This window comes from Priestia sp. ST2, from assembly GCF_055810735.1.
In genome coordinates, this window is the sequence record NZ_JBVVNT010000015.1 from 1 (window position 1) to 24,214 (window position 24,214).

A 24,214-nucleotide genomic window follows, 5' to 3' on the forward strand; every position below is an offset into this window, starting at 1 on the left:
AATAAGCTCTTAACAGATGTAACATTTCTCAGATATTTATGCAGTTTTTTAAGTGAGAAAGCAACTAAAATTTCAGCAAAGTATACACAAAATCAGGCCTATCCACTCGAGAACCGTCTTGCTGCTTTTATAATGTTGTCGGCTGATGATAACTTTTATAAAGAAAAACATACTGAAGTATGCGAATACTTGGGTGTATCATATCGCCATCTACTCCATGTACTAGCCCAGCTATGTAAATCAAAGACTATTGAAAAGCAGTCGCGAGGTTACATTATTAGGGACAAAGAACGTTTGAAAAAATTAGCTGAATTAAATTAAAGACACTCATAATAACCTCGTTTCATAAGAAAGATGACTATATGTAAATGATATAAAATGTAGTTGCCATAATCGCATGTATCGAAAACATTCTAGAAGAGCCAATCCCTTTATAAGTCTTGGCTCTTTTGGGCTAATCATATTTAATTCATAGCTCAATGATGGAATACACGTATACCTGAATGTGCCATGATCATCCCATATTCATTTGCTGCCTGTGTAACTTGTTCATCTCGTAAAGAATTTCCTGTTTGAACCACATATTTAACGCCACTTTGAGCCGCACGATCGATATTATCACGGAAAGGTAGAAAAGCGTCGGATGCATAGGAAACGCCTTTTAATCTTTTTAGCCATTCTCGTTTTTCACTCTTACTTAGCCTAGCAGGGACCTCCTCAAAACATTGTTTCCAGTGCTCATTTTCTACCTCAGTAATATCATCATTCAGCCATCCATCAATTGCATTATTAACTTCTACACGAGAAATGCCTTCTCTGAACTTCATGTTAAGGGCTCTTGGATGTTGTCTTAGCCACCATTTATCAGCTTTTTCAGCAGCCAACCTCGTACAATGAATACGGGACTGCTGTCCAGCACCAATTCCAATTGTTTGGCCATCTAATGCGAAACAAATGGAGTTTGATTGTGTATATTTTAATGTAATAAGAGCAACAAGAAGGTCTCTCTTTGCATGATCAGGGATATCACATTGAGTCGTAACAATCTGATTGAAAACTTCTTTCCCAATCTGTACATCATTTCTTTGTTGTTCTAGAGTAATGCCAAATATCGTTCTTTTTTCAATTAGATCAGGCACATAATTTGGATCAATCTCTAAAATTAGATATTTTCCTTTCTTTTTCTGTTTCAAAATCTCTAGTGCTTCTTGAGTGTAGCTTGGTGAAACAATCATATCAGAAACCTCTGTTTTGAGGAGATTAGCTACAGTTATATCCACTTCATCACTAAAAGCAGCACAATCTCCAAATGAAGACATCCTATCTGTCCCACGCGCTCTTGCATAAGCAATCGCTAATGGAGACAGGTCTAGGCCTTTAACAAAATAGGATTCAGTAAGTGTCTCATTTAGTGGAGAGTACACAGCTGCACCTGCTGGACTTACGTGTTTAAAGGATGCAGCTGCAGGTTGATCAGTAGCCTGTCGAAGCTCCCGAACCAGTTGAAAAGCGTTTAATGCATCTAGAAAGTTAATATAACTCGCTTCTCCATTTAAGATTTTAATAGGCGTGTTTTTAGCATTCTGAACTTTAGCTTTACTTTGATTTGGGTTCATTCCGTACCGTAAACCAATCTCTTTCATGTAAAAAATCCCCTTTCTAAATAAAAAAAGTATTTGAACTCATGTTCAAATACTTTGCCCAGGCGTACGGCCGTTATCTATGTGCTTCCTCATGGTCCTCCATGTTTACGCCAGTAACACATAGTCTGTTTTATAGGTAAATTTTACATAATAAAAGTAATTTTAACAATACTTTTATCTAAATTTTTCTTTTTAAATTATATATTATATACTAATCTAATTTACATAAAAGGTATTTATTGGTATCTTAACTTAATTAGTTGATTTTTTCATATACATGAAAGTAATGTTCATAATGATTTCTTTCATCTTCAATACCTTTTTCAACCGATAACTCTTTCCATAGAGAAAAATCAAACTCTGGAAAGAAGCGATCACCTTTGAAATAATGATTGATTTTAGTTATATACAATTTATGAGTGTAGGGTTGGAATTGTCGATAAATTTCCTCTCCTCCAAGGATAAATACTTCTTCCCCTTCGCACATGGAAAGAGCTTGTTCAACTGAATGAGCTATATAACAACCTGGAGCTTTATAATTTTCATTTGTGGTCATTATAATATTTTTACGTCCCTCCAGAGGTTTTCCGATGGATTCATAATTCTTCCTACCTAAAATAATTGAATGCCCCATAGTAACTTTTCTTAGATATTTCCAATCATTTGGGAGTCTCCAGGGAATATCATTATCCTTCCCAATTACATTTTCTTTTCCTACAGCAACCATTGCAGATATGATCATATGGTCCCTCCCCCCTTTTCTTTAATTTTAACAAATAAAGGAGGACTAGATGTATATCCTATACGAAATTAGTTACCATAATGTGCGTTCCAGGAACAAAAAACAGCCTTTGAAAGGCTGTTTTTTCCTTTGAAAAGTTATTTATTAGATTAAAATATAATTTTCTTTACTTCTTTTAATGTAACGAATCTGCCGCCTAGAATATTATTATGATGTTCTACTATTTTTGAAGCTGAAAGCACAGCCGTATCAAATGTGCTATGAGCATCTTTTACTAAGATATTCTCTTTATAACCTAAGCTATATGCTCTTCTACAAGTAGTATCTAAACAAAATTCAGTTTGCATCCCTGCAATGACTAATCTTCCAATTTCAAGTTCCTGAAGTTTTTTATGTAGAGTTGTTTGATAAAATGCGTCCCAAGAAGATTTTTGAATAACTATGTCTGTTGGTAAGGGGCTAACATCACGATGGATTTCCCATGTGACTTTTCCTTCACTAAGCATACTATTATAACTAGGGTCTGTATGCTGGATATAGATAATTGGTACATTAGATTGGTGAGCTTTTTCCCTTAGATAAGTAATATTTTGAAGCACTTGCTGTTCATTCCATAAAGATCCACCTTCATAAGAAAACATGATGTTTTGGACATCTATAAGCAACAAAGCCGTTTTTTTACTCATTTCGTTGTATCCCCCTATTGAGTTATGTGGAAAAAAATTAAAAATACTATTATATCAAATTAAAATCTCATAATAAAAAACCAATTTCTCAGTATTAAAATTTGAGAAATTGGTTTTTTTATATTGGTAGAACCCCAAAGTTGTTTAAACCAATTACTTTGTATTAAAAGAAATGTTGATTTTTCATCGTAAAATAATAAACAAGAGTTAAAAGAGCTAAAATCGAAAAGTTATAAAAGCTAAACCTTATAAGGTACATTTTACTTTTTTGTGGATCTCTCTTAATAAAAAGTTTAAATGAAATTACACTTGCGAGGGAAGCCACAATCGTGCCAAGTCCACCTAAATTCACACCTACTAATAAAGGCTGCCAATTCACGGAGAATTTTGATAAAAAGATCGCAGCTGGTACATTGCTTATCAGTTGGCTTAAAATTATGGAACTGAAAAAGATAGATGTGGGACTTTTGAGATTTTCGTTGGCAAATGTCTGTACTACCTTTAATTCCGATATGTTTCCTATAAATATAAAAAAGCATATAAAAGTAATAAGCAATAAATAATCAATTTTCTTCAATAATTTTATGTCAAGTATACATGCGGTTCCCAATACGATGATAAACGCAAGTTTATAGCTTAAAACCCCTAGTATGGATACAGATATGATGCCAAATAGTATTCCCCATACTGTTGCTTTTTTTTTATTATTTATAGGAATATACGGAAGTTCCATTTCCAATGTTTTACTATTCAATCTTTGATTAAGAAAGAATAACAGAATAATTCCAAGAACCACTAATAGAAGGATTGTTGTGAAAAATTGTATAGGCCTTATTCCGTAGTTAGTAAATATGAAAAGATTTTGAGGATTTCCCATTGGAGTTAGACTGCTTCCAATGTTAGCCGCAATTGTCTCTAATATAACAGTATCTAACATAGAAGTTTGTATAATCTTACTAATTATAAGTGTTAATGGTACAAATGTTATTAATGCAACATCATTCGTTACAAGCATGGAACTAAAAAAGCATAATAAAATTAGGATTGCTGAAACACTTTTACTATTATGACATTTACTTAGTATAGCAATGGCGAACTTATCCAATAGTTTAAGCTCTTCCAGAGCCTTAACTACGAGCATAAGATTAAATAAACTGACTAATACTTTAAAATTTATATATTCTAGCTTTGGTGCATGGAATAAACAGCTTAAGATTGCTAACAAGAGTGATATGGTAAATACGATGTCTTTTTTAAAAAATCCACATTTCAATTTCATTTTTTTTTCGTTTTCTACATAAATATATTCTTTCATCAATCCCCCTCCAGTATTATCTATTCTACTACACACCCCTGTTTCTTGCATTTGAAATCTCAATGCACTTAAAAAACACCATCAATTCCATTAAATTACACAAAAATGGCATTTTTCCGTTATGGGGGTAATGATTTGTCTCGACTTGATGGGCAGGGGTAATTTACACCAATTGACAAATTTACGGTGTAAAGTTACTATGCCAAACTGGATGAATACCAGTGGAACAGTGTGACACAAAAATCAATTTAAAATTATCGCGTTACATATTACACGTTTTGTGGAATCCGTTACATGGAAGTAGAAGTTAGTTAAGTCTAATATTTATGATCATAGATTAAAACCATAATGAGGCACCCTCCTAAGGGTTCTTAACTATCTTTCTAGTTACCATAAAACTATTTATAGGCACAAAAACAGGCTTCAAGTTCTCTTAAAGCCTGTTTTACTTACTTTTCTTCTTTAAAATCCTTTTTTATAGTCCAAAATGTTTTCTTTAAATCATCATAAAAAAACATTGTTAAGAACCCTAGTATTGTAACACCGGCTGAAAATGCACCTAAATCTAAAAATAACCCTACAAATACAAGGATGATTCCAATTACAAAACCAGGATCTGATATATCCTCAATTTTATTCTTTTTTTGATCGATTACTATTTTTTTCTGAAAAGAACGATCACCTTTAATTAATTCATCTAACGTCACATTATATAAATCACTTAGCTTAATGAGATTTTCAATGTCGGGATACCCTTTATTATTTTCCCACTTATATACGGCTTGTCTAGATACATTCATTGCTTGGGCCAATTCTTCCCTAGAAAGATTTTTTTCTTCCCTAAGCCTTTGTAATTGTTCTCCCAATTCCATATACACTCACCTCTTGTATACCACTTTATAACATTTATGGTAAAAGAGCCACAAACGCTTAGTAACACCGTGTAAACCATTGGTTAACAGAGCAGAGATTATAAAAATAGCTTCCAAAATCGTTTATTATACACGACAACTTTACATAATCACAGTTATCGGTAGAAAAAGTACTTGAATTAATTCAAGTACTTTACAAATAGAACCTTATCTTGATTTTGTTTATTCCCCTGTTCAATTTCAAAACCCATTTTAGTATGATAAGCAATTGAAGCTTTATTCACAGGAGAAGTCACACAGCGAACAATATTGCGGGCATTTTGTTTAATTACATCGAAAAATTGATTATATAATTGTTTCCCAATACCTTTTCCCCTGTCCTCCGGATCGATTCCAACAAAGTGAATATATGCTTCATTCGAGTAGGATTGAGATAAGAATCCAATTAAAAAACCTATGATTTTACCTTCTTCTTCAACAATAAAGCTAGTATTTTTAAAATGATCAAAAAAAAGCTTTGGCAACAAGTCAGACATTTGTCTTCCATTCCACCAATCGTTAATTAACGGAGATATTATATAATAATCTGATCCTTTCACTAAACGAACTGTCATTGTGATCTCTCCCTAATTTATTTATGAATTCACTTAAATTGATGCTATCACAGGAAGAAAATGTTATGTTGTTCTTTCTCTTTTTTTCAATAAATTCCAATGTTAAAAGTGAATAGAGTATACAAAATCAGTTTACATAATACCGATTATCAGTAGCTAATTCCATAAAAGTGTTATAATATTTGAAAATAATGGAATCTAGTAAAAGAGAGGTTGATAGTAACCATGTTCTTTATCCGTAGTATGCAAGATACAGATATAAGTCAAGTACAGCAAGTGGCCAAAATCAGTTGGAATAACACATATAAAGGAATTATCCCACCTATTTGTAGACGGTATAAATATTATGAACTCTAAAGAGCATTTAAATTATTTCAGAACAAAAATAGGTTTTTTATTTCAAAATTTTGCTTTAGTTGATAATAAAACTGTGAAAGAGAATTTAAAACTTATTCATAAGAATAGCCGGACGAATATATCTATTGAGTCAGCCCTACAGACTGTGGGGTTGCAAAATAAATTAAATAAAAAAGTATATACATTATCCGGAGGTGAACAACAAAGAGTAGCCCTCGCTAGACTGATGCTTAAAAAATGCGATGTTATCTTGGCAGATGAGCCTACCGGATCTCTTGACAAAGCTAATGCAGAGAAAGTACTTAACATATTAAAAGAGTTAAACGAACAGGGTAAAACAATAATACTTGTTACTCACGACGAAAACATAAAAAAACAAGGTAATAGGATAATAAACTTATGACGAAAAGAAAAAAGCTAATAATACTACTAGTATCAGTTGTTATTGTAATAAATCTTGTCCCCTATCTAATAAACACCTATAGATATGCTGATTTTGTTAAGGCCGTACCTATGGATAAAAAATGGGAAGGTCACGTGAAATCTGAAAAGGGTTATGTATATTTAGTTCAAAAACCACCTTATTTGAGTTTTGAAGGCTACCTATCTATCAATAAACATGTTGTTAAAACTAATGACCAATTTTCTTTAATTATTTGGCCCTTAGTTCTAGGTGGTTATGAATATGGTTTCAGGGTACAAAAAGATGGCGAATCACATGAAATCTATATTGATAAGAATATGAAACCGACAAATGAAAATGAGGATATAGAAGGTTCTAAACAGATTGTGGAGCAAAATAAAAAAGAGCTAGAATTGTTGTTTAAAAAAGCTAATGGAATGTTTAGCCTATAATCCTCTAATGAATTTACGTGTATCCTTACATATTAATGAATGAGAGCGAACTAAAAAGGGATACAGAAGTCAGTATAGTAAATAAATCTTGTTTCCTTCATAAGGAACTGAAACAGGTTAAAATAAATCTAAAAAATTGCCTTATATAATCTTACAGAAAGAAAATAATAATTAAAAAAAGCAGTTTTAAAGAATTAAAGATTTAATTGACTAGAATTAATTTAAAAACAAAAAGGTTAAGCATTTTGCTTAACCTTTTTGTTAATTTGTCTTAAACAAGGCTTATAAACTGAAATTTAAAGATTTTATCTGGAATAAAGTACATTCACTTCTGCACATTACTCAACTTTTATAGTCTTTATTTTTCTTCTAATTTCCCCTTATATTGGAGTACAACAGGATGATTATTACTTGTATGTTCATTGATTTGAACGAATATTAGGTTCCCTTTATATAAATTAATATTTTTTTTATCTTGAGTTTTTAAATCAAAGCTTTTATTTATTGTGCTCATATCCTCAGATTCATATATATAAATCTGACCACTATTAGAATGGCTTATTAATTCATAACGCCCCGGTGGAAGTTCTTTTCCAAGCAAATAGAAGCCAGTATAGTCTACAGCATATTTATTAGGTTTGTCTTTATGTAATTGTTGAAACTTTGATGGTGTAAATTTTAACTTTCCATGCCCTTCAATATCTTGAGAAGTATTATCTTGAACTGGATAATTTAGTATACTTTCTCCTTTCTTTACAGATATATTGTTGTATCTCATGCTTCCTGAATTGCTAGTGACATCATAGTATCCAGGCTTTATTTCTTTTCCTGCTGTATATGTACCAATTGGCAATGTAATTTCTTTAGCAGGATTATCTACTGTATTACGGTTTTTTAAATCTAACTTTTGTTTCGAAAAAAACATACTATAAATCAATAGAAAGGCTAAGACCAGTATGATAACAATAAATATACCTCTTTTAATATTAGTCATTATCTACAATTTCACCACTATTCATTATGATTTTTTTATCAGCTAATATAGTTAAATCTTCTTTATTATGACTGGCAATTACAATTGTAGCTCCTCTATCCTTCTCCTTTAATAATAGATTCCTAATAGAGTTAATACCTTCCTCATCAATTGCGTTTGTAGGTTCATCAAGTAAAATAATATCTGGCTTTTCAAATATTGCTTGAGCTATACTTAAACGTTGTTTCATTCCTAATGAAAATTTTTTTACTTTTAATTTACTAAGGGGATCAAGCCCAACACGTTTAATTGCCTCTTTAATATCTTCATCTGATGCAATATTCTTAATGTTTGCTAATATCTTCAAGTTTGTAAAAGCATCATATTGTGGTAGTAAACTTGTATTTTCTATGATTATACCTATACTTGGTGGGAAAGATATATCCTCATGCAACTTCTTATTATCTATTAATATACTACCTTCTGAAGGGCGTATTAGCCCGGAAAGTGCCCTTAAAAGCATAGTTTTTCCTGAACCGTTTCGACCATACAATCCATAAATCATGCCAGTGTCAAATGTGTAATTTATATCTTTAAGTACATATTGTTTTTTTATTTTTTTACTTAAATTTGAAGCGATAATAGTTGTCATTTCATTCCTCCGGTTAAAAAAGTTAATAGAAATCTTTTTTCATTATCTTTTGCAAAGAGAGACAGATTACAGTAGATATATACAATACTAGAAGAGGAATTGCATAATTAAACTCTATGATAAAGTCCTGTCGATTGATAATATCCGTTCTTAGTCCCATCATAAAGTTTGGTATTAAGAAGTATAACAAAGACTTATAAGCCTTATAATCAAAGATTAATCCTGCTAATAAGATAGAAAACACTACATAAATATTTACAATTAAAAAAGCTATTTGTGGTGATATATATAACTCTAACCCTATTTGAAGCAATATTAAAGTAAGCATTGTTATATAATAAATTAACAAACTTTTGAACAGTAAAATCCATTCTACAGAATGTAAATCATGATCAATAAATAACATAGTTAAATAGTAAATAGAAGTTTGTATTAATAAAATAAATATTATCTTAATGGAAATTGATCCTATAAATCTTAGCAAAAACATCTTCTTATTATAGTTACGCACCAATATGTATTTACCAAAACCATGTATTCTATCATATAAGTCTCCTGAAAAATATAAACTTACACTGGAAAATACGATGTACCACATAATCATTAAAGGATATGATGTTTCAGTAGGTATTGCTATTAAATACGAAGGTATATGTCCCCATTGATTATAAAAAGAGGAGAAAAAAGTAACAAAGCTATAACTCTGGAAAATACATGAAAAAATCAGTATGAAATTCCTCATATTATTTCTCATAAAAGATAATATCCTTTTCCTTGAAAATAATATGTCCTAAAATCAAGATGGCTACCAGAAGTCCTAATTGCTTTAAATAAACGAATAGAGCATCATAAATGTCCCAAGTTTTTGTTAAAAATCCTTCATATAAACGGATATCTTTAATTGGTAGCCATGGTAAATAATCTCTTAAAAAATAAGTAGAACTAATTAAAATGAACGTAACTATTACCCCTAAAACATAAGAATGTATTTTGTCCTCAATAATTTTCTCCAATATACCAATCCAACTAAAAAAGAAAAAAATAGATATTTCGTTTAAGAATGTTATTAAATAGAACCTTTCTTTCATTAATAACGAGTGTTCTATAAAAATAATGGTCAAAAGGATATTTATTATTGAAATAGATAAAGAGAACCAGAAAGCTGACATTAAAATATGTACTGATCGTTTTACATAGAAATCTGTTCGACTTTTATGTAAAACTACAAAAGAAGGTTCTTCCTTCCTTAATCCTAAGTTCATAAACAAGAGAAAAAGTAAAGTATAATAAATTGCATAGGCACGCTGAGAGTTAAAGCCTTGCCAACTGCTATTCATATATACTAATACATCTTTGTGTACTGTATTAATAAACGTACTATTTTGCATAACCCAGAAGAAAGCTAAAAATAGGGTAAGCAATAAGAAAGAAACAATAAAAAGAGATTTATTACTATAATTCATCTGTTTTCTCCTTATAAATATAAGCCACAATAGTAATGATAAAAAGGATAATAAAATTAAAAAGCCACGAAGAAACTACATAGTTATAATCGTATTCTGTAAACGGCTGCATGACCATAGTTATAGTATGATTGGGAAGAGCTACAAGAATAAACCATATAAAAAAGGCTAAGGGATATGTATACTTACGATCCGGAAATATCATGGAGATACTTAACCCTAATAACCCTGCCAATCCTGTAAAGAAACTAACGTTTATTAAAAAAATAACATTTATTAATAAAGGATGTTGCTGACTAAAACTAAATAATTCATTTTTAGGATTATTCATTTCCAATAGACCACTAGATTCATGTCCATTACTATTTACTATCCATGCCAAAATTAAGTTGATTAGCAGCGCAATAAACATGACTAGAAAAGGAATTAGAAAAGAGCTATAAAAATTGTTTAGCAAATAAGCTCTTTTTCCTTTTCTAGAAATTATTAAATTATTCATCCCTGTTTTAACGTCTTGTATATAAGAATCTGAACATAAGATTAATGTATAAATTGGCAGGAACCAAAATAAAAGAATTTGTGGTATGTGTCCTTCGGACATTCCTGCTAATACAAACGAAAGATTTGGGTTTAAACCTAGTTTCCATTGTGCTTTAACTAAAATTAGATCTAAACAAGGAAGTAAAATGATAAACCAAAAGATAGATATAGATTTTTTGTCCTTACAGAATCTTAATATATTACTCTTCATTTTATTCTCCATTCTTTTTAAAAGTAACAATATATAAATACTAAAATAAAATGCCCTCGTACGAGGGCATTTTATTTTAGTATTCCTATCGTGTTTCTTCGTCCCAATAGCCTTCAGCGATGTATGTATTAGTATTGTAATTGTTATTCTCCGCGGTTAAAGCTACGTCGTGTTTATTAGCTATTTTATATGCGGAGTTATAGTACTCATATCCCTCTAACACATCAACTAACTTGGTTGCGCGGGATTTAGTTTTATATTCTGTCATCCAAAATCGAGTAATAGTATTCCCACCCGGCTCATTGGAATAAGTCATACCAACTTTCCAAGGGTTACTTGTATCATCTGTTTGTCTAGATTTGTATGAAGTATATGAGTTCTTTTGAAGAGTTTTGATAGTAAAATAATATTCATATTTGTCATCATATGCTGATACAGAAGAAGGTATAATAACAGCTCCTAAAATTCCAGCTGCTAAAGCTATTTGTAGACCTTTTGAATTTTTTAACTTTTTAAGCACTTGGCTACCTCTTTTCAATGTAGTAGATAATAAATTGTTAACTTAACCCTCAAGTAATTAACATTAATATAAAACCCTACATTGAGCCCCCTTTAATACTACCTATATTGTTACTTTTTTGGGTTTAAAAGTCAACTTTTTTCATTATAGCAAATTATCAATACTAAAGAAATGAATTATTGTAAAAAATTATCATAAAAAGGGGGAATATAGAAAAAAGAAAAAACTATTATAATGGTAAGTGATTTAGTAGGAAGAATATCATTATGTAAGTGTTAAAGGTATCGAAGAATTTTTTGTAAAAAATGGATTTAAGTTAATAACTTGGACACAGAAACATCAAATCTTAAACTGCTTTTCCTATTTGATTCTCAATTGTTTGAGGGGGGGGGAACAGTCGATAATACTATAGATTCCGTTTCAGTTATAACATCCTTCTATAAACTGAAAAATGGATATTCTTGTGGCAGAATAGTCTAGATATTGCGTATAATAGACTTCCCCTTTTTAATATAGTATGAAAAGACCTGATACAGGCATTGTCATAGAGACAGACTTTCTGGCTAAAAGATTGATATATTTTAGACATATTCACTCAAAAATAATTATAAGAGCTTAATTAATTGGTGTTTATAAACCTATATTACTCCAATTCAATTGGTTTATAATTTAATAAAGTATTTATATTTTATAATAACCATGTTAGAGTTGGTTTAAAAATACATCTTTGATAATTAGACCGGAAATTTATTGAGTAAACGGTAAGTCATTCCATGTACATATGTAAATAAACTGGTTTCAGAAGGAGTGAATTAAATGCATAAAATTGCCAAAGATTTGGTAGAGACTCTCAAATTATTTTTGTTGTTAGTTACCGCAGTAAGTACAGCAATAATAGCATACAGGATAGATGATATTATTGACTTGTTAGCTGTATTAGTAAGTAAATGACTAAACAGTAAAATAAAAAACTAGCTGTAAAAGGCTAGTTTTTTATTTTACTGTTTTCATAACTCATAAAAACATGTACAATGGTAAAGGTCGTTCCATTTTTATGGTATTTTTGTTTTTATTTAACTTTAAAGTTATTAAAAGGAGGTAAATGTGTGTGAGATTAAATGGTGTATTCTGTAAAAATATTACTCTTATCGCAGTAACTATATCATTATTTGGGCTTTTAGATTTGTCAAAAGCTCACGCTGAAGTAAGTAACCAAAATTCATTAGATAAAGAATTATCTAATGAATCTGTACAATCAGAAATTAAAACAAGTTGGATTCAAGATAATAATAAAGACCAAAAATTCGAATTAAAATCTAAGGTAGAATCTAAAACTGTACCGCAAGGTGATATAGAAACAAAATTCATTCATAATAATGGAAAGCCAATAGATACCAATATTATAGAAGAACCGGGAAACAATCATTTGTACGCAGTATATCAAACTGAACTAGATGGGAAACTTTATGAGAAATATTATTTCACAGATGTTGATGGAAATAATGTTTTAAATAATGAAGAACTTTCTGAAATGAAAAAAGATGCATTGGAAGATACAAAGGAAATTAAAAATGGTTCTGAAAATTTTATTAATCAATTAGAACGAGATAATACTAGTGAGTCATCAAAATCTTCTTCTAATTCTTTAAGTACGATGGCAGTGGCTTCTCAACCAAAAGGTGGCTATTACAAAACGTATTCTTTTAAATTCTATCAGCCTATTACTCATCTTCAAGCAGGTACATATACGTCAACAGTACATTTATTAAGAAAATCTTCGGCGGCAAATATAAATGGAAAAACAGGGTCAGTATGGGATATTGATTCATTTAATGAATATGAATCGAAACATTTTAGAATTAATCAATTAATAACTCGTAATGATGTTAACTATGGTGCAGAAAAACTTGTATCATATGGACCCTTTGATGATGCTGGCTACAATGTATCCGTCAATCTTTCTGGTATAGTTCCAAGTAATCCTTGGTCGTTTTCAGTAGGTTCAGTTATAACAAATAATGTATCTTCTACAGCTAATAAATATGGTAGATGGATATGGACTCACACTTCCGATTATATGCAAAATCCGTTTGTAACTAAACCGGGTTTACGTGTGACTAATACATCAGGTAGTTTTGCAATTAAAACTAGTCACTCTCTTCATGTAAGTTATGGATCTACTCATAGTACTGGTGTTATTACAACAACTGTCCCAGATAGATAAATTATTACTATATGTTTTACTACAATTTTACTGCCTGTCAATTAAATAAAAGAGGCTCCTTTTTTCAAAAGGAGCCTCTTTTATTTGTTTCTCTTTCTATTACTTTATTAAAATCATTCGTAAAAGTATACTTTTACGGACGAGATATTTAAATCTATTAGAAAATTTTAGAATAATTATTATCGGTAACAAAATAAAAAACCTTTATTTCCAATGATATACAGATAGCGCATTCATTGTTCTCGTAATCATCGTTTACACATCATCTGTTAAGTAGCGATGGATAGAAGAAAACACATTATCTCTTATCAGCTCTTCTTCATTTAATAAATGATGTTTTCCGTTCTCTATAAGTTCAACATCTATATTTGGAAACTTCTTTAGTAAGAAATCAACATTATATCTCCAATCCACTGTTGTGTCCTTTTTTCCCTGGAGGATGAGAACAGGGACAGAACTGGGATTCCCCTTCTTAATCAATTCATTCCATCTTATCAATGCTTCTACCCAACTGAGAGGGACCTGATCATACTGTAACGGATCATTCTTCACAAAACGCAAAAACTTTGCATCTGTTGAATTGTCTCGAAGTATCCTCTTCAAATTCCTGGTGAACGCTTTTAAGGGCTTTACTAAAATGGTGATTGCATTCCAGCGATAAGGCCGAACGAGGGGCGAGACAAGCACTGCTTTTCGAATCTGAGACGTTTCAGGGTTATTCAATATATAATCGACTGCAGCAGAAGCGCCCGTACTATGAGCCACGATATAGACGGGCAGAGAGCTTGAAGACAGGTGTCTACGTACGACTTCTCGAATACTTTCTGTATAGAGAGAAAACTCCGAAATGGCTCCCCGTTCTCCTGTTGACAATCCATGTCCTGGTAAATCAAATGTCAACACATGAAACCCTTGTTGAATCAAGAAACGAATGACAGTACTTAGTACTCCCGCATGATCATAATAACCGTGAAGAAGAAGAATATGAGCTTTTATCGGTAAGGGACGAAAAGATTGGATAAACAGCCGTTCATGGACAAACGATTCAAATCCGTAACGATACATTATGTTCTCTGTTGGGAGATTGTAAAACTCACTGTAACGTTTCATGTTTTCATTCATGGGGCGTGAATCGTATGTAAAGCGAAAATGCTGATCATTTTTAATGTTTTTAATAACTTGTTTCATATTCGACCTCTGTGTCTCCGTAATTTTTTTATGTCATTTAATAATATTATATTCCTCATTTACTAATGAAAAATGAAAAACCAAAAGAAAAGTTTTATGTAATTAAGTCATCGGTGTTTATTTTTTTGATTATTAAAAGCTTTATGCAGTTTTTACTGCATAAAGCTTTTAATAATCAACGATAACCCAATTGCTATACAAAACATACTATTGTAAATACAGTTTTTATTGCTTGGATAAACCGTTTTTCATCTGGTTTCTACTGCTCATTGTTTGCATAGTTGGTGCCCCTGTTTTATTTCCATTTCCTCTTATTATCCAAATCACTAAAGTCCCAATTCCTATGCTTAAAAGTGACAGTAGCATGCCTCTGTTATTATTTTTCTTTGCAAATAGGCCATTAACATTAAATAAAGAAGTTAGCTGCTGTACATTATTCATTATGCAAATCCCTCTTTGATAAGTGTTTGAAAGAAATCTCTCTTCCAACATCTTTATTTTTTACCGACGCTACATATATATACTAGGAAAATGATCTATCGTTACTTGGGTTTTCAAATTATTTCCTGTAATTATTTAAAAACCAATGTAAACCTTAATACATATATGACTATTAGAAGGAGTGGAAAAAGAATGAAGACAAAAAAATATGTACTGGGACTCTTATCAGCTATTTTATCAGTAGGATTTCTTTTTGGTTGTAATGATAAAAAAGATGAAGCTGAGCCTGATCCAACTGAAGAACCGTCCGAACAAAAAGCTCAAAATAATCGTGATAACAATGATCTACGAGACGTGGGATTTCAACCCGACGGTGTTCAAAATAACAATGTAGATAATAATAATCAGACACGATTAGAGGTAGCTGATAAAGCTGCGGATCGTATTGCTAAATTAAATGAAGTAGATACTGCGAATGTGATTGTTACAAACCGAAATGCATACGTGGCTGTTGTTTTAAAGAATGAAGCAAACGGGGAAGTAACCGACCGTTTAAAAAAGAAGATTTCAGATCAAGTAAAAGTTACAGATAAAGATATTCGAAATGTGTATGTGTCATCCGATCCTGATTTTGTGAATCGTATGGAAGGGTACGGAAATCGAATTAATGAAGGTTCGACAAGAAATGGCCTATTTGAAGATTTTACTGAAACCGTTAAAAGAGTATTCCCTAATAATCGTTAAACAGAAATGATGAGATATAAAAAAGTAATTTTTTATGTTTTAGAAAGAGAGGCCTCCTTATAGATTAAGGAGGTTTCATATATGCTTCTCTCTCTATTATACGAAATGACTTAATAGTTATTTTTGGTTCCTTTTTACTATCATAGGAGCATTGATCATGTAATGGATGCTTCATTAGGAGAGAAGAGTCTATCTAAAATTGAAGGAGAAAATCAGGATGGATTATAAAATATTCAAGATAATTAATCAACTGGCTGGGCGTTATTCTATATTGGATATGCTGATGATATTGGTTTCAAATAAGGTACGTTATCTATTCGCTTTTGTGTTAATGTCGATGTGGTTTCGAGGCCATTCGTACAGAAAAGTGATAAGATATGCCTTAATATCTGCGGCCTTTACGTTGTTGATTGACATGTTAATTCAATGTTTTTATTTTAAGCCTCGTCCTTTTATAAAGCACCGTGTCGGCATCCTTATTCCTTCAAAGATGAATTCCGCATTCTTAAGTAAACATACGTTGCTTGCAACTGCTGTAGCCACTTCTATTTTTCTACGTGAACGTGTTCTCGGGTCAGTTATGTGGGGAATGTCCTTGTTAACAGGATTCTCAAGGATTTGGGTAGGGCATCATTATCCCTCTGATATTGTCCGAAGCCTCTTTATTGGTAGCTTAACAAGTATTATTGTTGAGAAAGTTTTTGGTTCTCTAAAAATAATGAATCGAAAATCAAAAAAGTATTATGCCCAAATACGTAAATGAAGCATTTTCACTAGCTAATAATGTCTCGATTCTGTACTTGCTTTAATAATTAGTTAAAGCAGTTACTATAGCGAAGGCTTCTACTAATAACGACAAGATAAAGCTCTTAAGGGAAAAATTCCCTAAGCGCCTCATTTTTAGTTGTAAAATTTGTATTTAGGCTGATGAGCTAAACAATCTTACCGATCTCCTGTAGTTTATCATTGAGCTTTATACATATGAGATTTTAAAATTATTCATTACTTAAGTCTCTTTTTGTTTTATCACTGGATTTATTTAAGACAAATCCTGTAATTAGCTCATTAAATTGAACCCACTTTTTTGTAGGCAGTTGGTGACCCTGTTGTGGTAAAACAAAGAATTCAGCATGCTTACATTTATTTTTATACTCTTTCATATAGTGGGTAGTCCAATCCTTTTTCCCACCATATATAAACAACAAAGGCATAGTTAAGTGATGAAGTTTGTCTAAACAGTTATAGTGTAATGAATGATTATAATACTGATACCATGATTCTTGATCTGCTTTTTTCATATAACTAACTAGGCTCTTTCTTAGTGTCTTGTCCTGAGTATGACTTATAGAAAGGCTTTTTATTAATATATTTAGGTGTTCTTTTACCATATACATTCCTATTTTATGTAATAGTTGTCCAGGTATATCTCTTACTATAGGGTAAGTTCCTGAGAAAACTAATAATTCGACTCTATCGGGATGATAAATAGCCAGCTCTTGAGCAATTAGACAACCAGCAGAATAACCACATATAATAGCCTTGTCTAAATGCAGCGCATCCATAAAACGCAATACTTCGTTTGCATAGAAGGAAATTGATACAGTTTGTTCAGCTCTAGGACTTCGTCCATGACCACTTAAATCTGGAAAGATGACTCTCATATGCTTGGATAAATCGTATTGATAATGGAAGACTTTATTTCCCATGCCAGGTGGATGAATAAAGATGACTGGCATACCCTGTCCACGCTCTTCATAATACAAGTATTTATTAGTGTCTATTTCGATAAAAGGCATGATTATTTCTCACTCCAAAATCAATTAATAATTACTCTTTAGTTAAGGTTAATCTAGTTTATGAAAACCAAGATCTTTTTTCATCTTACATTTAACTCCATATAATTAACTATTTGTTCTGTATTGTTTAAAATCAAAGATCCTTTTTATTATTTATTATGAGGTTATTATAGTGAGACTATACAGACTAAAAAGGAGGAGATTTTAGAATTGTTAATAGGATTTCTGATAATGCTGATTATGTGAACTAAACATGTATACAATACACAGCTTAAAAAGCAGAAAAACTCCCATCGGTTGGAAGGGAGTTTTTCTGCTTTTTAGGAGTTTGCTATAGTATTATGATTTATCCATCTTGAGTAGTTTGCTTAAAAGATAAACTTTTATTCATTTATATAAAAAGAAAAAACATTCATGACAGGTAGCTAAAGCTTATACATATAGTAAGAGATAAATTAATTAAAAAGGTGATTATTATGTTTCGAAAAATACCGGTTGTTCTTGTCGGAAGCTTATTATTAAGTATAGGAATTAATGGATTTTTAGTTCCTCATTATTTGTTAGATGGAGGAACAATTGGAATCGCTCTCATCCTTCACTATTATTTTGAATTTTCTACAGGTTTAACGATGATTATTTTGGGCTTACCATTATGTTGGTTTGCTTGGGTTTATGAAAGAACTTATTTTTATAATAGTTTTTATGGGTTACTTATTTCTTCTTTATTGATTGATTGGCTAGAGCCTATTAAAGACCAGTTTCAACTTCCTGTTTTTTCTAGTGTAATCTTTGGAGGAATATGTATTGGGACGGGGGTTGGTCTTATGCTTCGATACGAGACAAGTACTGGAGGAACAGATTTACTAGCACAACTTGTATCAAAAGCTTTTTCCTTAAACATAGGGATGGTTATTTTAATTATAGATGGTTTTATCATAACAGCAGCTCTTCCTTTATTAGGACCTAAAACGTTTCTTTTTTCATGTTCAACAATTTTTATAGGTGGAATGACGACTTCGTTAATTACAAAAAAGGAATAATTAGGATTATAAAGTTAGTATTTTCTATCCTCCGTTTTTTGCCCCTCCCTTTCTACAACCTTCAATCGCTTTATAAGTTCATGTTAATTATTTTAACTTATAAACCTAAAGTCCTTCTAAAATGGCCTTCTTTTAGAGTGAACTAAAATACATAAACCTTTTCGTGAAAATTAAGGAATGCTGCTATAACATTTGTTTGATTATAAATTGAATACCATATCTCTTTCTAAATCATACTATATAAGTACATTTGTATTTATATGAAAATCAGGAGGGTCTATTAATGAGCAATGGTAATACACCGGCAATTGGATTCATTTACAATGGTGAATTTTACGAGATACTTATAAATCAGAAGTCCACAACATTTAAGGAAAACATTAGCCCCCAGGAATCTAGATTACCTACGAAGTTAAACTTTCCTGGTGAAGACGAAAAAAAATTAGTTTTTGTTTCCTATAATTCCACCGGAAATGGTCAGACACCAATAATACTTGAGAAATCTAATCAATTACCAGAAAACGCTATAAAAATGCTATTAGAATACAGTATTGATTCGTCTAGACCTTTCTTATAAGGGAGACTTAATGTGGAATCTATTTTCAAAAAAATATAGCATGATTCTCCATAAGGACTATTTTTATAGGGACTAACATATATATATAATGCAGACTTTTTATGCATTCACCTTCCACTGGGGTATCGAGAAAACGTAGTCATATCAAGGATGTATAAAAAGCTGCATACTCCGGAAAAAGAACCCTCGGCGGAACCGTTCTGCGACAAGGGTTCTTTTTTGGTATGTGTTCCTAAAAGAGTGATTATGTTAACTGATAGTGTATATAAAATACATAGCCTAAATGTTCTAGATTTTCTCTTATACACTAATATAAATAGGTTCTCTTTAATATGTATGGAGGGTGGCTATCTTATTAAGGGAGGAAAATAATGAATAGTATTTATACTCAACATGCAATTTTTGAACATACATTTTGGATTCGAGTTTTGAAAGACCATTCCCAATTTATTTTAGATGCTTTAGCAGAAAAAGAGAAAGAAGAAATACAAATGGCTAAAACGTTTATTCAAACGTTTACTACTTTGTTAGACAGTGTCAAAGGTTCGCCTAATAACATAGAGAATCTTACAATGGAGGCTAAAGCCCAAGCATTATCACTCAAAGAATTTAAATTATCCTTGTTAAAAAAGCACCTAACAACTGATTTTACTATTCATCTTACACCTACTTTTCTAAATCATATGGTCAATGAACTTGATGAGTATTTACTAATTCTTAACTACTTAGAGCAACAACAAGTTCCACCCATTTTTCATGAGCTCCACCATCATTTACTATGGACCTTAGATGCTGCAGGACATGCTGAAGCTATTTCAGATAGTCTTGATGCAGTAGAAAAGAAGCTGAAGCAAAAGAGTATGCAGTTCTCTACCCATTTTGAACACTTTTATCTGAAAGCTGTAGAATTGACTGGTTATTTAAGAACGAATCTTGAATCCTTTCCGGCATTAAAGAAAATGAACAAAGACATCAAGTTAGAAATCGAATTATTTCAGGTGTTTCTTCATGAGATAGAAGAATTGGAACTCTCAAATGAAATGCTCAGCACATTTTCTGCTTTAATGGCAGATCACATGATGAGGGAAGAATGCTACTATTTAACCAAGTTAGCGCAATCAACGAATACAGAAAATCCATCGTGTGACCCTACGTCATCCAATTATAAGTAGGTGTAGACTTTTTCCTTTGCATTTCTGAGATTTTAGGTAACCTAACGCTACACAAATAACTCTAAGATAAATCTTTATTGGTCAACCATTTAAATTGGAAAACATAGTTGATTTTATAAGAAAAGCTATCCTTTTGGTTGATTTACAAAAAGGATAGCTTTTGCATGCTTGAGCGTTATTAATTACTCTTAATTTGATAAGGCCTTGAAATATCCAATCTTCAGCGCTATAAGGTGGGCCATTCTTACTTTATAACCACTTCTTTCATACATTTTATAAAATTGTGGAAACTTAGGCTGTAACTGTAGCTGTCTTATGAGACACATATAACTTAATTATATAAAACAATTTCAGGATTTATATGACAAAAATTATATTCTTTGTTTTAATAAAACAGCAGCTATGTTAGTATGATTCTAAATCACAATGTTTTGTGTAATACAAAACCCATAAGAACTGTAAGTAACCAAAACGCTTTAACTATTATAGTTAAAGCGTTTTGGGTTTATATGTTTTATCGTAATTGTATACTTTTACGGACAATATATTGAAGTCTATTATAAGAGATTAAAGTAATTATTATCGTTAACAAAATAAAAAGCCACCCAGTATTTGCAGGACAGGTGGCTTTTTACTATAAAATGAATGTTCAGACATATAATAACATATTTCTGTATCTTTTTAATGCAAGGTGAGCTAATTATCTTGTCTTTTATCAATTAATAAATTTAAAAAAGAGCGCTCTATTCTATGTTAACCATAGATAAAGCACTCTTTTTATTGTTTTATTTTAAATTTTGTACTTCTGTTAATACACTGTCTAAATCTATTGCTGCTTTGTCTAACGTTTTTGTATCGAGAGGTTTAATCTTTGCTCCTGCTTCAATTATATGAAGTGGTGTTTCTACCTTTTCATATAGATCGGGATTTTTATCTTTTACTGAATCCTCAAATACTTCCCATTTCTCCTCTAATTTCTCTCCACTCTCTTTTACTTTCGTAGCGTCTTTTGCTGTAAGTTGTGTTTTCATATCAACAAGTACTTTTTTCATGTCTTTTGCACCGTCAGCAATCGAAACTGTCTTTGAATTTGATGATTGCTCTGTTGTTTTTGAAGCTTCTTTCTTTGTTTCTTCTTTTGCTCCGCAAGCTGCTAATGTTAATGACGTTGCTAAGATGATTGGTACGATAAGTTTTTTAGAGCGCATGTTTTGATTCCCCCTGATTTGTCTGTTGTAATTTTGCTTTTTTATCCTTTTTTTTATTCCATACCATTGCGACAACTGCAACTATAAGTAAAATAATTTGTGGAATTACACTCTCCCATGTTGAATAAATCGCAAAGAAATCTATAGTAGGGATTGGAGCTTGTGTAGCTGGTAATAATCCAGCAAGTTGGAGCCCGTGAATACCCATACCGGCAAATTTGAAGCATAAGTAAAACATTAGAACACTGGATACTAAGAAAAATGGACGCATTGGAATCTTCAATCCAACTTTTAAAATTAAGTAAGAAAGAACAATCAATAATACTAATCCAATAGCTATCCCTGTTAAAAGTGTAGGCAGTTTAATGGATGAAGCCATGCCGATAAAGAATAACACGGTTTCAGTTCCCTCCCTGAAAACAGCAAGGAAAGAAAGAATAGCTAATGACCACAGACTTCCTTTATCAATAGCCTTCGTACTTTGAGTCTGAATATATCGTTGCCATTCTGCCGTACTTGATTTACTATGAAGCCAATAACTCATATACAGAAGCATCATTGCCGCGAAGACTCCCGTCCACCCAGCGATTAAAAAGTTATTACTCCCAAATGCTCCGGCAGAAAACAACATGTTTACAATAACACCTAATATAATACTTGCTCCCAGGCCTGAGCCAACACCGATCCAAATCCATCTACTCTTATCTGCATGACCAGATTTTTTCAAAAAACCTAAAAGTGCTACTACAACAAGTAAACCTTCTAAACCTTCACGTAAAAGGATTGTTGTAGCATCTAACATGTTATAACTGGTTTTAGATGCAAGTGGAGAAAGATAATCTCGCATTCCTTCAATTGTTTTTTTAGCTCCCTTTACATCAGGATTCTTAGAAGAAAGCATTGCATACGACGTTACCATGTCTCTCTCAGCGTTTGTATAGATTTTAGAAGACTGTGTTAACACTACGCTTTCTATATCCAACCAGGAGGTGCGAAACTGCTCAATATCTGCTTTTGCACCATTCACATCGTTATGATCTAATTTAGAAAGTGACTGATTTAATAACACAATCAAATCGACTACATTCCCCTGCTTTGTTCCCTCATCATCAGTTTTTGCTGTAGTACGAGGGTATTTTCCTGCAATAAACTTTTCATTGGTTTGCTTTAAATTTTTGAGAGAATTTTCTAAATTCTCTTTTTTGACAGGTTGCTGAGCCAAAGCAAATTGTATCTGTCCCATCCCGTCTTCTATTTCACGATAGGCATCCTGAGACTGTTCTTTTATACCACTTTCAATCGACATCCATGTAGATGAAAATGTTTCGTATTGTTTTTTTGCTCCTTCAACATTGCCACTTTGTGCAAATTGAAGCGCTTCAATAATATTTTTATTTGCATCTTGTAGATCACTTTCAGCACTTGCGGCAAAACTACGAAATGGAAATGCTATCATTGCAATTGTAAAAATAATTATGTATAGGCTAGCCCTATGTTGCATTATTTTCCCTCTCCTCCAAAGAAATAAATTAACAATTAATTACACTAATTGAAAATGAAAATCGTTATCAAATATAATTTCTATAAGATTATAAATTCTTTTTAACTGTAACGTCAATAACAATTTGTTACATTTTATATGGTGATGGAAAAGAAGATATATAGATTTTATTACAAGGGTTATAAACTTATAAAAATACTTATCATGGCCCTTACTCAAATGCTGTATAGTATGAGGTGTCTCATACGCCCATAAACCTAAAGACAGTAACAAAAAAGACCACCTATACTGGCGATCCTTTGAATGTATCTAAAAAACTAATTTATTTCTGCGTAGAAAATCCAAAATTCCCCAATAGAACCTAAGAAATGAACTCACCTAAACCTACATTCTTTAGTGACTTGCCTTTTCGTAGAAAGCATGAGCTTTTATCTCCATCTCGTGTAACATCACATCATTTTCTTTCAATACCTCTCGAATACGATGTATTAGTTCTAGGGCATTCGGTCCAGTAATCTGCTTAGCTACTCGTTCAAGAAGAACTTTTGTATCTACGGAAAACTTACTGGCAAACCCGTGACACATAGTCATATTCTTTCTCAGAGCTTCACTGTATTCGTCGTTAAACGCCCTGCGTATACATCCTCTTGTACCTGCGTAGCCATATGAAACTTCTGAAACAGCTCTATAAAAAAGGATCATTCCATCTGCGTGACTTGATTCAGGGTGTAACCTTAGTTCACTTACCAATGAAACTAAACGTCTCACAATCGATTTGGCTGATTCCGTTGTATTCCACCAGTCCAATAGGTATCGCTGTTGATCTACACTCATATTTAAAAGCTCTGCGTTAGGAAACATTTTTCTATCCTCCTCTCCT

28 protein-coding genes and 1 riboswitch are annotated in these 24,214 nt (G+C 31.7%); of the genes, 10 read left to right on the top strand and 18 right to left on the bottom strand.

Translation table 11 applies throughout. The annotated features are described in order from the left end of the window. The coding region (locus AC0KUU_RS28835) for a helix-turn-helix domain-containing protein (protein WP_473453972.1) at nucleotides 1-321 on the top strand (321 nt) is incomplete at its 5' end. A gap of 155 nt (nucleotides 322-476) precedes the next feature. On the opposite strand, the gene AC0KUU_RS28840 is transcribed toward AC0KUU_RS28835, so the two are convergent. The 6 genes from AC0KUU_RS28840 to AC0KUU_RS28865 all read right to left on the bottom strand — a co-directional run bounded on the left by AC0KUU_RS28840 (nucleotide 477) and on the right by AC0KUU_RS28865 (nucleotide 5,872). Continuing rightward, a complete protein-coding gene (locus tag AC0KUU_RS28840; RefSeq protein WP_377570143.1) occupies nucleotides 477-1,643 on the bottom strand; it encodes a phosphoribosylaminoimidazolecarboxamide formyltransferase in 1,167 nt (388 codons plus the stop codon). A 49-nt stretch (nucleotides 1,644-1,692) separates the two neighbouring features. Continuing rightward, a riboswitch (ZMP/ZTP riboswitch) is annotated at nucleotides 1,693-1,771 on the bottom strand. A 128-nt stretch (nucleotides 1,772-1,899) separates the two neighbouring features. After that, nucleotides 1,900-2,385, bottom strand: coding sequence for a dihydrofolate reductase (locus tag AC0KUU_RS28845; protein ID WP_165575350.1), 486 nt, complete (start codon nucleotides 2,383-2,385; stop codon nucleotides 1,900-1,902). 149 nt (nucleotides 2,386-2,534) lie between these two features. Beyond that, on the bottom strand, nucleotides 2,535-3,071 hold the full coding sequence (locus AC0KUU_RS28850) for a cysteine hydrolase family protein (RefSeq protein ID WP_377570141.1): 537 nt from the start codon (nucleotides 3,069-3,071) through the stop codon (nucleotides 2,535-2,537). A 163-nt stretch (nucleotides 3,072-3,234) separates the two neighbouring features. Continuing rightward, nucleotides 3,235-4,386 carry an SLC13 family permease gene (locus tag AC0KUU_RS28855; RefSeq protein ID WP_043979262.1) on the bottom strand — a complete coding sequence of 384 codons (1,152 nt, stop codon included), beginning with the start codon at nucleotides 4,384-4,386 and terminating at the stop codon, nucleotides 3,235-3,237. Between the two features lie 449 nt (nucleotides 4,387-4,835). After that, on the bottom strand, nucleotides 4,836-5,258 hold the full coding sequence (locus AC0KUU_RS28860; RefSeq protein WP_377570138.1) for a helix-turn-helix domain-containing protein: 423 nt from the start codon (nucleotides 5,256-5,258) through the stop codon (nucleotides 4,836-4,838). 179 nt (nucleotides 5,259-5,437) lie between these two features. After that, complete coding sequence (locus AC0KUU_RS28865) at nucleotides 5,438-5,872, bottom strand: GNAT family N-acetyltransferase (protein ID WP_473453974.1); 435 nt, start codon at nucleotides 5,870-5,872, stop codon at nucleotides 5,438-5,440. Nucleotides 5,873-6,215: 343 nt separating this feature from the next. On the opposite strand from AC0KUU_RS28865, the gene AC0KUU_RS28870 reads away from it, so the two are divergent. Together AC0KUU_RS28870 and AC0KUU_RS28875 are read left to right on the top strand one after the other, a co-directional pair. Beyond that, nucleotides 6,216-6,632 (top strand): ATP-binding cassette domain-containing protein, encoded by a 417-nt coding sequence (locus AC0KUU_RS28870; RefSeq protein WP_473454001.1) that lies wholly within the window; start codon nucleotides 6,216-6,218, stop codon nucleotides 6,630-6,632. Further along, nucleotides 6,629-7,084: a hypothetical protein gene (locus AC0KUU_RS28875; protein WP_473453977.1), complete on the top strand. Its 456-nt coding sequence runs from the start codon at nucleotides 6,629-6,631 to the stop codon at nucleotides 7,082-7,084. Before AC0KUU_RS28870 ends, AC0KUU_RS28875 begins: the two co-directional genes overlap by 4 nt. Before the next feature lie 358 nt (nucleotides 7,085-7,442). Here the strand turns inward: AC0KUU_RS28875 and AC0KUU_RS28880 are convergent, their stop codons facing one another. The 6 genes from AC0KUU_RS28880 to AC0KUU_RS28905 all read right to left on the bottom strand — a co-directional run bounded on the left by AC0KUU_RS28880 (nucleotide 7,443) and on the right by AC0KUU_RS28905 (nucleotide 11,443). Then, a complete protein-coding gene (locus tag AC0KUU_RS28880; protein WP_456318200.1) occupies nucleotides 7,443-8,078 on the bottom strand; it encodes a hypothetical protein in 636 nt (211 codons plus the stop codon). Beyond that, nucleotides 8,071-8,709, bottom strand: a complete 639-nt coding sequence (locus AC0KUU_RS28885) for an ATP-binding cassette domain-containing protein (protein ID WP_456318199.1) — start codon at nucleotides 8,707-8,709, stop codon at nucleotides 8,071-8,073. Before AC0KUU_RS28885 ends, AC0KUU_RS28880 begins: the two co-directional genes overlap by 8 nt. A 22-nt stretch (nucleotides 8,710-8,731) precedes the next feature. Next, a complete protein-coding gene (locus tag AC0KUU_RS28890) occupies nucleotides 8,732-9,463 on the bottom strand; it encodes a DUF2705 family protein (RefSeq protein WP_473453979.1) in 732 nt (243 codons plus the stop codon). Further along, nucleotides 9,453-10,172 carry a WxPxxD family membrane protein gene (locus tag AC0KUU_RS28895; protein WP_456318198.1) on the bottom strand — a complete coding sequence of 240 codons (720 nt, stop codon included), beginning with the start codon at nucleotides 10,170-10,172 and terminating at the stop codon, nucleotides 9,453-9,455. The genes AC0KUU_RS28890 and AC0KUU_RS28895 overlap by 11 nt, the downstream gene beginning before the upstream one ends. Further along, a complete protein-coding gene (locus AC0KUU_RS28900; protein WP_456318197.1) occupies nucleotides 10,162-10,923 on the bottom strand; it encodes a DUF2705 family protein in 762 nt (253 codons plus the stop codon). Before AC0KUU_RS28900 ends, AC0KUU_RS28895 begins: the two co-directional genes overlap by 11 nt. Before the next feature lie 85 nt (nucleotides 10,924-11,008). Further along, complete coding sequence (locus tag AC0KUU_RS28905; protein ID WP_456318196.1) at nucleotides 11,009-11,443, bottom strand: DUF2712 domain-containing protein; 435 nt, start codon at nucleotides 11,441-11,443, stop codon at nucleotides 11,009-11,011. Between the two features lie 816 nt (nucleotides 11,444-12,259). Here AC0KUU_RS28905 and AC0KUU_RS28910 point away from each other — a divergent pair. Then, nucleotides 12,260-12,394 (top strand): hypothetical protein, encoded by a 135-nt coding sequence (locus tag AC0KUU_RS28910; RefSeq protein ID WP_274583246.1) that lies wholly within the window; start codon nucleotides 12,260-12,262, stop codon nucleotides 12,392-12,394. Nucleotides 12,395-12,551: 157 nt separating this feature from the next. Beyond that, a complete protein-coding gene (locus AC0KUU_RS28915; protein WP_456318195.1) occupies nucleotides 12,552-13,667 on the top strand; it encodes a hypothetical protein in 1,116 nt (371 codons plus the stop codon). A 255-nt stretch (nucleotides 13,668-13,922) separates the two neighbouring features. On the opposite strand, the gene AC0KUU_RS28920 is transcribed toward AC0KUU_RS28915, so the two are convergent. Next, the gene (locus AC0KUU_RS28920; protein ID WP_237074708.1) at nucleotides 13,923-14,855 is read right to left on the bottom strand and encodes an alpha/beta hydrolase; all 933 of its coding nucleotides are present in this window, start codon (nucleotides 14,853-14,855) and stop codon (nucleotides 13,923-13,925) included. A gap of 225 nt (nucleotides 14,856-15,080) precedes the next feature. Beyond that, a complete protein-coding gene (locus AC0KUU_RS28925; protein WP_043979275.1) occupies nucleotides 15,081-15,296 on the bottom strand; it encodes a hypothetical protein in 216 nt (71 codons plus the stop codon). Between the two features lie 192 nt (nucleotides 15,297-15,488). Here AC0KUU_RS28925 and AC0KUU_RS28930 point away from each other — a divergent pair, with 192 nt between their 5' ends. Next, on the top strand, nucleotides 15,489-16,040 hold the full coding sequence (locus AC0KUU_RS28930; protein WP_052500317.1) for a YhcN/YlaJ family sporulation lipoprotein: 552 nt from the start codon (nucleotides 15,489-15,491) through the stop codon (nucleotides 16,038-16,040). A 217-nt stretch (nucleotides 16,041-16,257) separates the two neighbouring features. Next, nucleotides 16,258-16,803: an undecaprenyl-diphosphatase gene (locus tag AC0KUU_RS28935; RefSeq protein WP_165575356.1), complete on the top strand. Its 546-nt coding sequence runs from the start codon at nucleotides 16,258-16,260 to the stop codon at nucleotides 16,801-16,803. A 232-nt stretch (nucleotides 16,804-17,035) separates the two neighbouring features. On the opposite strand, the gene AC0KUU_RS28940 is transcribed toward AC0KUU_RS28935, so the two are convergent. After that, the gene (locus tag AC0KUU_RS28940; protein ID WP_043979270.1) at nucleotides 17,036-17,836 is read right to left on the bottom strand and encodes an alpha/beta fold hydrolase; all 801 of its coding nucleotides are present in this window, start codon (nucleotides 17,834-17,836) and stop codon (nucleotides 17,036-17,038) included. A 476-nt stretch (nucleotides 17,837-18,312) separates the two neighbouring features. On the opposite strand from AC0KUU_RS28940, the gene AC0KUU_RS28945 reads away from it, so the two are divergent. From AC0KUU_RS28945 to AC0KUU_RS28955, 3 genes are all read left to right on the top strand, one after another. After that, nucleotides 18,313-18,876, top strand: a complete 564-nt coding sequence (locus AC0KUU_RS28945; protein ID WP_473453983.1) for a YitT family protein — start codon at nucleotides 18,313-18,315, stop codon at nucleotides 18,874-18,876. A gap of 283 nt (nucleotides 18,877-19,159) precedes the next feature. Then, on the top strand, nucleotides 19,160-19,453 hold the full coding sequence (locus AC0KUU_RS28950) for a hypothetical protein (RefSeq protein WP_052500316.1): 294 nt from the start codon (nucleotides 19,160-19,162) through the stop codon (nucleotides 19,451-19,453). Nucleotides 19,454-19,824: 371 nt separating this feature from the next. After that, entirely contained in the window at nucleotides 19,825-20,625 is an 801-nt protein-coding gene (locus AC0KUU_RS28955) for a DUF2935 domain-containing protein (protein ID WP_098433917.1), read from the top strand. 785 nt (nucleotides 20,626-21,410) lie between these two features. Here AC0KUU_RS28955 and AC0KUU_RS28960 read toward each other — a convergent pair. From AC0KUU_RS28960 to AC0KUU_RS28970, 3 genes are all read right to left on the bottom strand, one after another. Further along, complete coding sequence (locus tag AC0KUU_RS28960) at nucleotides 21,411-21,833, bottom strand: hypothetical protein (protein WP_456318193.1); 423 nt, start codon at nucleotides 21,831-21,833, stop codon at nucleotides 21,411-21,413. Beyond that, nucleotides 21,823-23,334 (bottom strand): FTR1 family iron permease, encoded by a 1,512-nt coding sequence (locus AC0KUU_RS28965; protein WP_473453985.1) that lies wholly within the window; start codon nucleotides 23,332-23,334, stop codon nucleotides 21,823-21,825. The genes AC0KUU_RS28960 and AC0KUU_RS28965 overlap by 11 nt, the downstream gene beginning before the upstream one ends. Nucleotides 23,335-23,727: 393 nt before the next feature. Further along, the gene (locus AC0KUU_RS28970; protein WP_456318191.1) at nucleotides 23,728-24,195 is read right to left on the bottom strand and encodes a hypothetical protein; all 468 of its coding nucleotides are present in this window, start codon (nucleotides 24,193-24,195) and stop codon (nucleotides 23,728-23,730) included. Between the last annotated feature and the right edge of the window lie 19 nt (nucleotides 24,196-24,214).

Coding starts and splice junctions, on each gene's coding strand:
- AC0KUU_RS28900 (WP_456318197.1), bottom strand. CDS start 10,923: ATGAAGAGTAATATATTAAGATTCTGTAAGGACAAAAAATCTATATCT.
- AC0KUU_RS28860 (WP_377570138.1), bottom strand. CDS start 5,258: ATGGAATTGGGAGAACAATTACAAAGGCTTAGGGAAGAAAAAAATCTT.
- AC0KUU_RS28940 (WP_043979270.1), bottom strand. CDS start 17,836: ATGCCTTTTATCGAAATAGACACTAATAAATACTTGTATTATGAAGAG.
- AC0KUU_RS28935 (WP_165575356.1), top strand. CDS start 16,258: ATGGATTATAAAATATTCAAGATAATTAATCAACTGGCTGGGCGTTAT.
- AC0KUU_RS28855 (WP_043979262.1), bottom strand. CDS start 4,386: ATGAAAGAATATATTTATGTAGAAAACGAAAAAAAAATGAAATTGAAA.
- AC0KUU_RS28845 (WP_165575350.1), bottom strand. CDS start 2,385: ATGATCATATCTGCAATGGTTGCTGTAGGAAAAGAAAATGTAATTGGG.
- AC0KUU_RS28930 (WP_052500317.1), top strand. CDS start 15,489: ATGAAGACAAAAAAATATGTACTGGGACTCTTATCAGCTATTTTATCA.
- AC0KUU_RS28965 (WP_473453985.1), bottom strand. CDS start 23,334: ATGCAACATAGGGCTAGCCTATACATAATTATTTTTACAATTGCAATG.
- AC0KUU_RS28925 (WP_043979275.1), bottom strand. CDS start 15,296: ATGAATAATGTACAGCAGCTAACTTCTTTATTTAATGTTAATGGCCTA.
- AC0KUU_RS28865 (WP_473453974.1), bottom strand. CDS start 5,872: ATGACAGTTCGTTTAGTGAAAGGATCAGATTATTATATAATATCTCCG.
- AC0KUU_RS28880 (WP_456318200.1), bottom strand. CDS start 8,078: ATGACTAATATTAAAAGAGGTATATTTATTGTTATCATACTGGTCTTA.
- AC0KUU_RS28950 (WP_052500316.1), top strand. CDS start 19,160: ATGAGCAATGGTAATACACCGGCAATTGGATTCATTTACAATGGTGAA.
- AC0KUU_RS28895 (WP_456318198.1), bottom strand. CDS start 10,172: ATGAATTATAGTAATAAATCTCTTTTTATTGTTTCTTTCTTATTGCTT.
- AC0KUU_RS28945 (WP_473453983.1), top strand. CDS start 18,313: ATGTTTCGAAAAATACCGGTTGTTCTTGTCGGAAGCTTATTATTAAGT.
- AC0KUU_RS28840 (WP_377570143.1), bottom strand. CDS start 1,643: ATGAAAGAGATTGGTTTACGGTACGGAATGAACCCAAATCAAAGTAAA.
- AC0KUU_RS28890 (WP_473453979.1), bottom strand. CDS start 9,463: ATGAGAAATAATATGAGGAATTTCATACTGATTTTTTCATGTATTTTC.
- AC0KUU_RS28920 (WP_237074708.1), bottom strand. CDS start 14,855: ATGAAACAAGTTATTAAAAACATTAAAAATGATCAGCATTTTCGCTTT.
- AC0KUU_RS28955 (WP_098433917.1), top strand. CDS start 19,825: ATGAATAGTATTTATACTCAACATGCAATTTTTGAACATACATTTTGG.
- AC0KUU_RS28885 (WP_456318199.1), bottom strand. CDS start 8,709: ATGACAACTATTATCGCTTCAAATTTAAGTAAAAAAATAAAAAAACAA.
- AC0KUU_RS28875 (WP_473453977.1), top strand. CDS start 6,629: ATGACGAAAAGAAAAAAGCTAATAATACTACTAGTATCAGTTGTTATT.
- AC0KUU_RS28910 (WP_274583246.1), top strand. CDS start 12,260: ATGCATAAAATTGCCAAAGATTTGGTAGAGACTCTCAAATTATTTTTG.
- AC0KUU_RS28960 (WP_456318193.1), bottom strand. CDS start 21,833: ATGCGCTCTAAAAAACTTATCGTACCAATCATCTTAGCAACGTCATTA.
- AC0KUU_RS28850 (WP_377570141.1), bottom strand. CDS start 3,071: ATGAGTAAAAAAACGGCTTTGTTGCTTATAGATGTCCAAAACATCATG.
- AC0KUU_RS28970 (WP_456318191.1), bottom strand. CDS start 24,195: ATGTTTCCTAACGCAGAGCTTTTAAATATGAGTGTAGATCAACAGCGA.